The sequence below is a fragment of the Compostimonas suwonensis genome (assembly GCF_002797855.1).
Taxonomy (GTDB): Bacteria; Actinomycetota; Actinomycetes; order Actinomycetales; family Microbacteriaceae; genus Compostimonas; species Compostimonas suwonensis.
Window position 1 is genome coordinate 735,709 of the sequence record NZ_PGFB01000001.1, and the last position, 12,162, is coordinate 747,870.

Here is a 12,162-nt window from a genome sequence, read left to right on the forward strand (position 1 = left end):
TTCCTGCACCCCAGCTCCTGCACCCCAGCTCCTGTTCTCAAACCTGTACTCACAACGACGGACTTTTTGCCGAATACGGCCCTGATTGAGGCGAAAGACTCCACTTCCGGCAGTTTCTCCGTCGTTTTGAGGGGTGACGGGTGAGGGGTGAGGGGGTGGCGGAGGAGGGAGGGTGTGGATGTCGCATCCGAGAGCCGGGGTTACCCTGGAAGGATGCCGACCGAATACCAGGTGCGCCGCGCGCGCACGAGCGACGTCCCACGCATCCAAGCGCTTGTGGAGCCTCTCGTGCAGCGACGAATCCTGCTCGGCAAAGACGCGGTCGTCTTCTACGAGGCCGTGCAGGAGTTCCGGGTCGCGGAGCTGCCCTCGGGTGAGCTTCTCGGCTGCGGCGCCCTGCACGTTCTGTGGGAGGATCTCGGCGAGGTACGCACTCTCGCCGTCGGCGATGCGTGGCTCGGCACGGGCGTGGGTCACGCCCTTCTCGACCGCCTCGAGTCCGACGCCCGGGAGCTCGGGCTCAGCCGCCTGTTCTGCCTGACCTTCGAGACCCAGTTCTTCGGGCGCCACGGCTTCGAGCCGATCCCGGAGTCGATCGTCGCACCGGAGGTCTACGCCGAGATGGTGCGCTCGCCCGACGAGGGCGTCGCGGAGTTCCTCGACCTCTCCCGGGTCAAACCGAACACGCTCGGCAACACCCGCATGCTCAAGCACCTCTCCTGAGGCCTGTGCCCACGGCTCGTCCGCCCTCGTCCGAGGATCACCTCCCCGCCCCAGGCCCACATATGAGCAAAGTTGTGTTTGGTTCGCACTTGGCCCTCGTTCGGGTGCCATTAACCTTTTAGACTCCTCGATGTCACGTCATGCGCCTTAGCTGAATAGACGTGGTTTCAATCGACTGGGGAGTTTTTTCGATGACGAATTCTGTTCGACGACTAAGGAGACTCGGCGTCGCCGCGCTCGTGGGGATGGGCCTCGTGGCCGCGCCTCTCGCAGTGATGCCGGCCCTGGCAAGCACCGACGGCACGGGTGTCGTCATCAACGAGGTGTACACCAAGGGCGGTAGCGCGGGCGCACCGTTCAACAAGAAGTTCGTGGAGCTCTACAACCCGGGCGACGCAGCGGTCGACCTGAGCGGATGGTCGCTCCAGTACCGCAGCGCGACCGGCACGGCCATCAACGGGGTGGCGCCGCTCAGCGGAACCGTCGCAGCCGACGGCCACTTCCTGCTCCAGATCAACGGCAACGGCACCACGGGCGCCGCGCTCCCGACCCCCGACCTCGATCTCGGCGGCACGCTCAACCCCTCCGGCACGACGGGCACGCTCGTGCTCGCGAAGACGACGAGCGCCGTCACCTTCGGCACGGGCTCGGTGACCGGCCAGGCCGACATCGCCGACCTCATCGGCTTCGGCGCCTCCAACGCCTTCGAAGGCGCCGTCAAGCCCGTCGACGGACCGAACGGCACCCCGAACTCCCTCACCCGCACGAACTTCGCCGACAGCGACGACAACGCGGCCGACTTCGTCTCGACGACCACGGTGACCCCCGAGAACGCCGCGAGCGACGGCGGCAGCGGCGAGCCCACGGACGAGCCCACCGACGAGCCGACGGATGAGCCCACCGACGCACCCGGCGACGTGATCACGATCGCCGAGCTCCAGGGCACGCAAGACGTCTCGGCCAAGAACGGCCAGACCGTCACGACCCGCGGTCTCGTGACCGCCGCGTACCCGACCGGCGGCTTCAACGGCTACTACATCCAGACCCCGGGCACGGGAGGCGCACTCGACCTGGCTGCGCACACCGCATCCGACGCCGTCTTCGTCTACTCCGCCAGCACCGTCTCGCAGGTCGCCGTCGGCGACTACGTCGAGGTCTCCGGCGCTGTGAGCGAGTTCAACGGCCTCACCGAGCTCACCGTCCCCTCGGCGGCCGGTCTCGAGAAGCTCGACGCGAGCACGGTCACGCCGGTCGCACCCGCGACGGTGAGCTACCCCGCGGATGCCGCCAAGCGCGAGTCCCTCGAGGGCATGCTGCTCGCACCCCAGGGCCCCTTCACGGTGAGCGACAACTACGACACCAACTTCTACGGCGAGATCGGACTCGCGGCCGACACGACGCCGCTCTACAACCCGACCGTCAAGGGTGCCGTCGGCTCCGCCGACTACCTGGCCGCGATCGCGCGCAACGCCGCGATCGGGGTCGTCCTCGACGACGGCGCGAGCACCAACTTCAACAGCGCGGCCAACAAGAGCAAGCCGCTTCCCTACCTGTCGACGACGGCCCCCGTGCGCATCAGCGCTCCCGTGACCTTCACGAAGCCCGTCGTGCTCGACTACCGCAACAACGTGTGGAAGTTCCAGCCCACGACCGAGCTGACCCCGGCCAACGCCGCGACCGTCCAGCCGGCCACCTTCGAGAACACCCGACAGGATCACCCGGCAGATGTCGGCGGCGACATCCGTCTCGCGACCTTCAACGTGCTGAACTACTTCAGCACCACGGGCGACGAGATCCCCGGCTGCACCTTCTACAACGATCGTGAGGGCAACCACATCGCTGTGAGCGGCGGCTGCGACGCACGCGGCGCGGCGAACGAGGAGAGCTTCCTCCGTCAGCAGTCGAAGATCGTCGACGCGATCAACGGCCTGGGAGCGGATGTCGTCTCCCTCGAGGAGATCGAGAACTCGCTCAAGTTCGGCAAGGACCGCGACGACGCCCTCTCGAACATCGTCGACGCCCTCAACGCCGACCTCGGCAGCGAGGCATGGGACTACGTGCGCTCGCCCGCCGTGCTGCCCGCCGATGAAGACGTCATCCGCACGGCCTTCATCTACAAGAAGGACACGATCAAGACGGTCGGCGACGCGAAGATCCTGACCGACTCGCCCGCGTTCACCAACGCCCGCGAGCCGCAGGCCCAGGAGTTCGAGACGGTCGAGACCGGCGAGGACTTCGTCGTCGTCTCGAACCACCTCAAGTCGAAGGGCAACAGCACGCCGCCCGCCACCGGCGACAACGCCGACACGGGCTCGGGCACGGGCGCCTTCAACGGCGACCGCACCCGCCAGGCCACGGCTCTCGTCGCCTTCGCCAGCTCCTTCGCGACGGCAGCCGGAACCGACAGGGTCTTCCTCGTCGGCGACTTCAACTCCTACGCCAAGGAAGACCCGATCGCGGTCGTCGAAGGCGCCGGATACATCAACCAGGGCGCCAAGAGCGGCAAGGAGACCTACGCCTTCGACGGCGCGATCGGCTCGCTCGACTACGTCTTCGCCTCGCCGTCGGCCGACGCCATGGTGACCGGCACCGACGTGTGGAACATCAACTCGGTCGAGTCCGTCGCCCTCGAGTACAGCCGCTACAACTACAACGCGCTGAACCTCTACGCCGCCGGTCCCTTCCGCTCCTCCGACCACGACCCGATCGTCGTCGGCCTGCAGACTGAGGACGCGAACGCGCCGGTCGAGCTCAACCTGCTGAACATCAACGACTTCCACGGTCGTATCGATGCCAACACGGTCAAGTTCGCCGGCACGGTCGAGAAGCTGCGTGCGGCCGCGGGCGAGGAGAACACGCTGTTCCTCTCCGCCGGAGACAACATCGGCGCCTCGCTCTTCGCCTCCTCGTCGCAGCAGGACCAGCCGACGCTCGATGTGCTGAACGCTCTCGGCCTCCAGGCCTCGGCGGTGGGCAACCACGAGTTCGACCAGGGCTTCTCCGACCTCGACGGACGGGTCAGCGACGAGGCGGACTTCCCGTACCTCGGCGCGAACGTCTACGAGAAGGGCACCCAGACCCCGGCTCTGCAGGAGTACGAGACCTTCGAGGTCGACGGCCTCACGGTCGGCGTCATCGGCGCGATCACGCAGGAGACCCCGTCCCTCGTGTCCCCTGCCGGTGTGAGCACCCTCGACTTCGGCGACCCGGTCGACGCGGTCAACCGCGTCGCGGCCGAGCTCTCCGACGGCGACGAGGCGAACGGCGAAGCCGATGTCATCGTGGCCGAGTACCACGAGGGCGCGGGCGCGGGCATCCCGGACGGCGCGACCCTCGAGCAGGAGATCGCCGCAGGCGGGGCCTTCGCCAAGATCGCGACGCAGACCTCGGCCGATGTCGATGCGATCTTCACCGGTCACACCCACAAGCAGTACGCGTGGGAGGGCCCGATCCCCGGTGTGACGGGTCAGACCCGTCCGATCGTCCAGACCGGCAACTACGGCGAGAACATCGGCCAGATCACGCTGACGGTCGACCCGGCCACGGGTGACGTGACCGCCCACACGGCCAGCAACGTGGCTCGCACGACAGACGCCGATGACGCGCTCGTCGCCGCCTACCCGCGGGTCGCCGACGTGAAGACGATCGTCGACGCCGCTCTGGAGCGGGCCGACGAGGTCGGCAGCCAGCCGGTCGGGTCGGTGTCGAAAGACATCACCACCGCATTCGCCGGCGGCAGCTACGTCGACGGGTTCTACACGGGCGGCCTCCGCGACGACCGGGGATCCGAGTCGACGCTGGGCAACCTCGTCGCCGACTCGCTCGTCGCGTCCCTCGGCTCCGACGAGCGTGGTGGCGCTCAGATCGGCGTGGTGAACCCCGGCGGTCTGCGCGACGAGCTGCGCTACGAGCCCGACGGCACGATCACCTTCGCCGAGGCGAACGCCGTGCTGCCCTTCGTCAACAACCTCTGGACCACGACCCTCACCGGTGCGCAGTTCAAGCAGGTGCTCGAAGAGCAGTGGCAGCGCGACGCGGACGGCGCCACGCCCAGCCGCCCGTATCTGGCTCTGGGGCTCTCCGACAACGTGAGCTACACGTACGACGAGACCCGTGAGCGCGACGACCGGATCACCTCGATCACGATCGACGGCCAGCCGATCGACCTCGCGGCCTCGTACCGCATCGGGTCGTTCAACTTCCTCCTGCAGGGCGGCGACAACTTCTGGACCTTCGCCGACGGAGCCGACACCAAGGACTCCGGTCTCATCGACCGGGACGCCTGGATGCAGTACATCGGCGACAACAGCCCGCTGTCACCGTCGTTCGACCGCCGCGGGGTCGCGGTCAGCGGCATCCCGACGGAGTCGGTGCAGACCGGTTCGCAGGTGACCGTCGACGTCTCGAAGCTCAACCTCACCTCGCTCGGCAGCCCGGCCAACACCGAGCTGACGATCAGCTGGCCGGGCAGCGACGCGGAGTTCGCTCCCGTCGCCGTGTCGGCGGAAGGCTCCGCTCAGGTCACGGTCACGGTTCCCGAGGATGCGGCCGGCTCGGCCGGCTTCGTGCTCACGGCGACCGAGTCGGGCACGGTCGTGCGGATTCCGCTGACCGTCGTCGCAGGCCCGGGAACCGGGACGGGCGAGCCGCAGGAGCAGCCGGTGGCGGCTGACGAGTCGGCCATCACTCCGGAGCTCGAGAACCAGGTCACGATCCCGGACCGCGAGTACAAGGCCGGCGACACGGTTGTGGTGACCGTGGGCGCCGAGCACGCCGGCGAGTGGGTGTCGGTGTGGATCCGTTCGACCCCGATCAGCCTCGGCTGGCACCAGGTCAACGCGGAAGGCACGGTCACGGTGACCCTGCCCGCCGATGTTCCCACCGGTGAGCACCGCCTCGTCGTGCAGGCCGCCGACGGAAGCGTGATCGGCTGGACGGCGATCACGATCGTCGCCGACTCGGGTTCGACGCCGCCGCCGACCTCGGGCCTCGCCTCGACGGGTGCGAACGTGGTTCCGTGGATCGTCGGTGGCGGCGTCCTGCTGCTGCTCGGCGCCGTGGCCCTCATCCTGGGTCTGCGCCGCCGCAAGGCAGGCGGGGTGCAATCCGAATAAACGCCTGAGGCAATACCGGCGGCGCCGGTGAACCTGACCTAGCCTGGGGTCATGTCGACGATCAAGAATCCCGTCGGCCCCCAGCCGAGTAAGGTTTACTGGCGCCGCCGTATTGTTGTGGGGCTCGGACTGCTGGCCGTGATCGTCATCGTCGTGCTGATCATCGTGCGACCGGGCTCGGGCGGCGGCTCTCCGACACCGGCCGCGACGACCACGATGACGTCGACGCCCACCGATCCTCCGGTGCCGAGCACCTCCATCCCCACGGACGCCGTGCAGGTCGACGGCGAACCGTGCGATCCGGCGAACGTGCAGGTCGCCGCGATCACGGATGCCGACAGCTACGACCCGGGTGTGCTGCCGCAGCTCTCGCTGAGCATCACCAACTCGGGTGCCGTGTCGTGTGTGATCGACGCCGGCACGGCCGCGCAGGTGTTCACCATCACGAGTGGCGATGAGCAGTACTGGACGTCGACGGACTGCCAGACCGACCCGGTGAGCACCGAGGTGACGCTCGAACCGGGTCAGACCTTGAGCTCGAGCGTTCCCGTGCAGTGGGACCGCACACGGTCCGCAGCCGACACCTGTGACGCGACCGATCGCGAGCAGGTGACCGGCGGGGGAGCGTCGTACTTCCTCACCACGAGCGTCGGCGGCATCGAGTCGCCCGAAGCGAAGCAGTTCCTGCTCAACTGACGCCCCGCCCCGCCCCGCTCGCGGCAGGCGGGTCAGGCCGGGCGGAACTCCGCGCCGAGCTCGGCCGCCGCCTGCACGGTGTCGATCGCCCCGCGGAGCGTCGTCGCGGAGTGGTCGACGATGCGGGTGAAGCCGAGGCGCACCGCCTCGTTGCCGCGTTGGCGCAGGAAGCCGACCTCGCGGATCTCGCCCGCGAGGCTCACCTCTCCGAAGGCGACGACGTCGTGCGGCACGGCGACGTCGAGGGCGGCCGTGGCGATGGCGATGCCGATGGCGAGGTCGGCCTCGGGCTCGCTGAGGCGCACACCGCCGACGGTCGACACGTAGACGTCGCGGTCGCTGAGCTTCAGGCCCACACGGCGTTCGAGCACGGCGAGGAGCATGGCGACGCGCGAGGGGTCGACGCCGTTGGTCACCCGGCGCGGATTGGGTGTGGACGAGGAGACGACGAGCGCCTGGATCTCGACGGGAAGGGCCCGGCGCCCCTCCATCGAGACGGTCGTGCAGGTGCCGGAGACCGAGTTGCGGAGCCGGCTGCGGAACAGGCCGCTCGGGTCGGGCACCTCGTGGATGCCGGCCTCGATCATCACGAAGCAGCCGACCTCGTCGGTCGGCCCGAACCGGTTCTTGAGCGCGCGCACGAAGCGCAGCGTCGACTGCCGGTCGCCCTCGAACTGGCAGACCACGTCGACGAGGTGCTCGAGCAGACGAGGGCCGGCGATCTGCCCGTCTTTGGTCACGTGCCCGACGAGGATCGTCGGCAGGTTGCGGTCTTTGGCCACGCGGATGAGCGTCGAGGCGACCTCGCGTACCTGGCTGGGCTGACCGGGCAGGCCGTCGGTGAGCGAGTTGCTCACGGTCTGCACCGAGTCGACGATGAGCAGCTGCGGCGTGACCGCGTCGATCTGCCCGAGAACGGCGGCGAGGTCGGTCTCGGCGGCCATGTAGAGCTCGGGGTGCAGCGATCCCGTGCGCTCCGCGCGCATCCGCACCTGGGACACCGACTCCTCGGCGCTCACATAGAGCACCCGGCGCCCGGATGCCGCTGCCTTCGCCGCGACGTCGAGCAGCAGTGTCGATTTGCCGACGCCCGGCTCACCGCTCAGCAGGATGGCGGCACCGGGCACGATGCCGCCGCCGAGCACGCGATCGAACTCGCCGATGCCGCTCGGCCAGAACGCGACATCCGCCGCCACGTGCTCGGTGATGGGGCGTGCCGCGCGCGACTCGGTGAGCTGCATGGCCGGTACCGAGCGCGAGATGCCGAGCTGCTCGCTCGCGTCGACGACGGTGCCCCACTCCTGGCACTCGCCGCAACGGCCGACCCACTTGATCGTGGACCAGCCGCACTCGGTGCACCGGAAGTTCGTAGGATTTCTCGCCATTCCCCGAGTGTACGGCGGGGTGCCGACACAGATCTGGCCCTACACAGAATCTGTGGGCACTGCGAGACTGTCCCCATGAACAGCAAAGAATTCGCGCTCGCATCCGAGCGCACGCTGGGGGTCACCGAGTTCGGCGAGCCCGACGGCGAGAACGTGGTCGTACTGTTCCACCCGGCTCCGGGGGCCTCGGTCTTCGACCCGGATCCGACGGTGACGGCCGAGCACGGCGTTCGCGTGATCGCGTTCGACCGGCCCGGCTACGGCACCTCCGAGCCCATGCCGCCGGATGCCTGGGCCACCGTCGCGCACGCCGCGGAGGACGCGGCCGAGTACCTCGCCTCCGAGGGGATCACCTCGGTCGGGGCGGTCGGCTGGTCGGCCGGCGGTCGGGTGGCGCTGGCGTTGGCGGCGCGTCATCCGCAGCTCGTGCGCTCGCTCGCGGTCGTCGCGACGCCCGCGCCCGACGCGGATGTCCCCTGGCACGGCGACGAGATCAACGCCATGCTCGCCGAGTTCGCCGAGCTGGGCCCGGAGGACGCGGTCGAGGCGATCGCCGCCTCGTTCTCGGCGCAGTTCGACGGCGATGAGATCCCCACGGAGGCCCTGTTCGGCATGATCGGCGCCACGGCGGTCGACGGCCCGGTGCTCGAAGACGCGGGCAGCTACGAGCGCCTCGCGATCATGCTGCGCTCCTCGGTGGCGCAGGGCCTCATCGGCATCGCGAGCGACATCGCCGGCTACGCGCTCGCCGACTGGGGTTTCGCGCTCGCCTCGGTGCGGGCCAAGGCGCTGCTGCTCTACGGCGGGGCGGATGCGGCGATCGGCGAGCCGCACGCCCGCTGGTACGAGAAGCGTGTGGCCGGGTCATCCGTCGAGATCGTGCCGGATGCCGGTCATCTCGTGCTCGTGCCGAGCTGGGGCCGGGTGCTCGCCCACGTGACCGCCTGAGCCTGCTCGGCGCCGCGCTGCCGCCCGAGCCCGCCCGGGCTCGCCCGCACTCTGCCGAGTTCTGAGCCGCCCCGCGGGTGTATTAGGATAGTCGGCGGTACCGTGTCCGAGCGGCCGAAGGTGCAACTCTCGAAAAGTTGTGTGGGTGAAAGCCCACCGTGGGTTCAAATCCCACCGGTACCGCCAGCAGTTCTCGAAACGCCCTCCTTCGGGAGGGCGTTTTGTGGTGATCGCGTCGTCGCGGCGCACTGTATTCGTCGCGGCGCATCATCGAACGTGCGCCGCGACGAAAAAGCTGCGCCGCGAGGATGTGCCGGTCACGCCGCTGCCGATAGGCTCCTGACACGACGAGGTGGTGGGGGCAGGAGCATGCGCACGACGATCGCTGCACAGGGTTCATCGGCACAGGAGTCGGCGGGGCTGAGCGCGGCAGAGGTCGCCAAGCGGGTCGCCGCCGGGCAGACCAACGAGTTCGTGGACGCCTCGAGCCGGAGTGCCTGGAGCATCATCCGCGCCAACGTGTTCACGCTCTTCAACGGGATCATCGCGGCCTGCTTCCTCGTGCTGCTGTTGCTGGGCCGCTGGCAGGACGCCCTGTTCGGCGTCAGCGCGGTGGCCAACACGATCATCGGCTCGGTGCAGGAGTTCCGCGCGAAGGCGGCGCTCGACAAGCTCGCGCTGCTGCACGCGCCGTCGGCCCGCGTCATCCGGGGCGGTGAGACGCAGGAGATCGCCGTCTCGGCGGTCGTGCTCGGCGACACGCTCTCGCTGCGGGCGGGCGACCAGGTGCCCGCCGATGCGGAGGTCGTGGCATCCGCTCGCCTGCAGCTCGACGAGTCGATGCTGACCGGGGAGTCGGATGCCGTGGACAAGACGGCGGGCGACGGCGTGCTCTCCGGGTCGATCGTCGTGAGCGGCGAGGGCACGACGATCGTGTCCCACGTGGGCGCCGACTCGTTCGCCAACCGGCTCTCGAGCGAGGCGAAGAAGTTCTCGCTCGTCGCGAGCGAGCTGCGGGCCTCCATCAACACCGTGCTGCGCTGGGTGACCTGGATCATCGGCCCCGTAGCCCTGCTCGTGCTGAACGCGCAGATGGTCGTCTTCGGCGGCTGGCCGGAGGCGATCGAGAGCGGGCAGTGGCGTCAGGCCGCAGTGAACACGATCGCCTCGGTCGTCGCGATGATCCCGCTGGGGCTCGTGCTCATGACGAGCATCGCCTTCGCCGTCGGCGCCGTGAAGCTCGCGCGCCAGCAGGTGCTCGTGCAGGAGCTTCCCGCGGTCGAGGGGCTCGCGCGCATCGACGTGATCTGCCTCGACAAGACCGGCACCCTCACCGAGGGCGACATCGTGTTCGACGCGACCCACCCCGTGGCTGCCGAGCCGCCGCGCGGCTGGCAGAACGTGCTCGCCTGGTACGGCTCCGAGCCGGACGCGAACGCCACGGCGCGCTGCCTCACGGCCGAGTTCCCCGCGAGTCCGGCGGACGGCCCGGATGCCCGGATCCCCTTCTCCTCGGCGCGCAAGTGGAGCGCCGTCTCGTTCGGCGGCGACGAGGCCGGCACCTGGGTGCTGGGCGGGCCCGAGATGGTGTTCCCCGCGCAGGCGGGCGCGGAGGCGCCGGACCCGGCGGATGCGGGAGAGCAGGCGGGCGCGGGCGGCGGCGACCCGCACGCACGGCTTCGTGCCCAGGCCGTCGAGCTCGCGGCATCCGGTCGTCGCACGCTCGTGCTCGCGCACGTGCCGGAGCGCCTGAACGCCGAGCACGTGGACGAGGAGCGGCTGCCCGGCGCGCCGTCGCCCGTCGCGCTACTGACGTTCCGCGAGAGCATCCGCCCCGATGCGCGGGAGACGCTCGCCTACTTCGCCGAGCAGGGCGTGACGGTCCGGGTGATCTCGGGCGACAACCCGCAGACCGTCGCGGCGATCGCCCGTGAGGTGGGCCTCGACGCCTCCGACGGGTTCGACGCCCGGCAGCTGCCCGCCGACCCGGCCGCGCTCGCCGAGGTCATCGAGGCCAACGTCGTGTTCGGACGGGTCACGCCGACCCAGAAGAAGGCCATCGTGGAGGCGCTCAAGGCGACCGGCCACACCGTCGCGATGACCGGCGACGGCGTCAACGACGCCCTCGCGATCAAGGAGGCCGACATCGGGATCGCGATGGAGTCGGGCTCGGCCGCGACGAAGGCGGTCGCGCGGATCGTGCTGCTCGACGGCAGGTTCTCGCACCTGCCGAGGGTCGTGGCCGAGGGGCGCCAGGTGATCGCGAACATCGAACGGGTGTCGATGCTGTTCCTCACGAAGACGGCCTACGCGACGGCGCTCGCGATCGTCTTCGGGGTCTTCCTGCTCGAGTTCCCGTTCCTGCCCCGCCAGCTGTCGGTCATCGACGGGCTGACGATCGGCATCCCCGCGTTCTTCCTGGCGCTCATGCCCAACACCCGCCGTTACATCCCCGGCTTCCTGAAGCGCTCGCTGAGCTTCGCGATCCCCGCCGGCATCGTGATCGCCGCGGCCCTCGCGCTCTACGCCTGGGCATCGACGAGCTCGGGCATCGGCGAGGACGAGCTGCGCACGGGCTCGACGCTCATCCTCACGATCGTGGGCCTCTGGGTGCTGACGGTGCTGTCGCGCCCGATCGACGGCTGGAAGATCCTCATCATCGGCGGCATGATGGTCGGCCTGATCCTGGTCTACGCGGTGCCGATCGCCAGCACCTTCCTGGTCTTCGTCGACCCCTCGCTCACCACGGCTCTGCTCGTGCTCGTGACGTCGGTGCTCACGATCGCCGCGATCGAGGTCATCCGGTTCGTGCACCGCCGCTACGTGCGAAGAAACGTGCAACGCGCCCAGTCCACAGCACGCACACGATCCCAGCCGTGATCGCCAGGTCGACGACCCGGAACCAGGCGTCGTCGGCATCCGCGAACAGCACCACGAGGCCGAGCACGAACGAGATCGAGAAGAGCACCGTGAGCAGGATGCGGGCGTCCCGCCGCCCTCGCGTGAGCCCCGAGGCGAGCGACACGACGAACAGCCCGAGCAGCACGGTCGCCGCTCCGACGATCGTGACGATCTCGCGATCCCCCGTGTCGTCGATGTCGGGCACGTACCGCACGAAGATCAGCAGGATGCCGAGCACGATCTCCGCGATCCCGGCGATGTAGCTCAGCACCGTCGCGACGAGGAGCTCGGCGGGCGGCCTCGTTCGCGTCACGTCCTCTGCGCTGCGGGTCATGAGCGCATCCTATTCCCGGGTGCCGGCGGCTCGCACGCCTCAGGCCGCGGCGAGGCGCAGC

At 69.3% G+C, this 12,162-nt stretch carries 7 protein-coding genes and 1 tRNA gene; 6 read left to right on the top strand and 2 right to left on the bottom strand.

Annotated elements, in window-relative coordinates; all coding sequences use genetic code 11:
- Positions 1 to 213 precede the first annotated feature (213 nt).
- From CLV54_RS03220 to CLV54_RS03230, 3 genes are all read left to right on the top strand, one after another.
- Positions 214 to 723, top strand: coding sequence for an amino-acid N-acetyltransferase (locus tag CLV54_RS03220; protein ID WP_100343482.1), 510 nt, complete (start codon positions 214 to 216; stop codon positions 721 to 723).
- 191 nt (positions 724 to 914) lie between these two features.
- Complete coding sequence (locus tag CLV54_RS03225) at positions 915 to 5,837, top strand: ExeM/NucH family extracellular endonuclease (protein WP_100343483.1); 4,923 nt, start codon at positions 915 to 917, stop codon at positions 5,835 to 5,837.
- 51 nt (positions 5,838 to 5,888) lie between these two features.
- The gene (locus CLV54_RS03230) at positions 5,889 to 6,533 is read left to right on the top strand and encodes a hypothetical protein (RefSeq protein ID WP_100343484.1); all 645 of its coding nucleotides are present in this window, start codon (positions 5,889 to 5,891) and stop codon (positions 6,531 to 6,533) included.
- A 32-nt stretch (positions 6,534 to 6,565) separates the two neighbouring features.
- Here the strand turns inward: CLV54_RS03230 and radA are convergent, their stop codons facing one another.
- Complete coding sequence (gene radA / locus CLV54_RS03235) at positions 6,566 to 7,918, bottom strand: DNA repair protein RadA (protein WP_100343485.1); 1,353 nt, start codon at positions 7,916 to 7,918, stop codon at positions 6,566 to 6,568.
- 75 nt (positions 7,919 to 7,993) lie between these two features.
- Here radA and CLV54_RS03240 point away from each other — a divergent pair, with 75 nt between their 5' ends.
- The 3 genes from CLV54_RS03240 to CLV54_RS03250 all read left to right on the top strand — a co-directional run bounded on the left by CLV54_RS03240 (position 7,994) and on the right by CLV54_RS03250 (position 11,746).
- Positions 7,994 to 8,866, top strand: a complete 873-nt coding sequence (locus CLV54_RS03240) for an alpha/beta fold hydrolase (RefSeq protein WP_100343486.1) — start codon at positions 7,994 to 7,996, stop codon at positions 8,864 to 8,866.
- A gap of 96 nt (positions 8,867 to 8,962) precedes the next feature.
- Positions 8,963 to 9,052, top strand: a tRNA-Ser gene (locus CLV54_RS03245).
- Positions 9,053 to 9,235: 183 nt separating this feature from the next.
- Positions 9,236 to 11,746 (top strand): HAD-IC family P-type ATPase, encoded by a 2,511-nt coding sequence (locus tag CLV54_RS03250; protein WP_100343487.1) that lies wholly within the window; start codon positions 9,236 to 9,238, stop codon positions 11,744 to 11,746.
- On the opposite strand, the gene CLV54_RS03255 is transcribed toward CLV54_RS03250, so the two are convergent.
- Positions 11,664 to 12,101, bottom strand: coding sequence for a hypothetical protein (locus CLV54_RS03255; protein WP_100343488.1), 438 nt, complete (start codon positions 12,099 to 12,101; stop codon positions 11,664 to 11,666). The genes CLV54_RS03250 and CLV54_RS03255 overlap by 83 nt on opposite strands.
- Between the last annotated feature and the right edge of the window lie 61 nt (positions 12,102 to 12,162).

Coding starts and splice junctions, on each gene's coding strand:
- CLV54_RS03220 (WP_100343482.1), top strand. CDS start 214: ATGCCGACCGAATACCAGGTGCGCCGCGCGCGCACGAGCGACGTCCCA.
- CLV54_RS03225 (WP_100343483.1), top strand. CDS start 915: ATGACGAATTCTGTTCGACGACTAAGGAGACTCGGCGTCGCCGCGCTC.
- CLV54_RS03230 (WP_100343484.1), top strand. CDS start 5,889: ATGTCGACGATCAAGAATCCCGTCGGCCCCCAGCCGAGTAAGGTTTAC.
- radA (WP_100343485.1), bottom strand. CDS start 7,918: ATGGCGAGAAATCCTACGAACTTCCGGTGCACCGAGTGCGGCTGGTCC.
- CLV54_RS03240 (WP_100343486.1), top strand. CDS start 7,994: ATGAACAGCAAAGAATTCGCGCTCGCATCCGAGCGCACGCTGGGGGTC.
- CLV54_RS03250 (WP_100343487.1), top strand. CDS start 9,236: ATGCGCACGACGATCGCTGCACAGGGTTCATCGGCACAGGAGTCGGCG.
- CLV54_RS03255 (WP_100343488.1), bottom strand. CDS start 12,101: ATGACCCGCAGCGCAGAGGACGTGACGCGAACGAGGCCGCCCGCCGAG.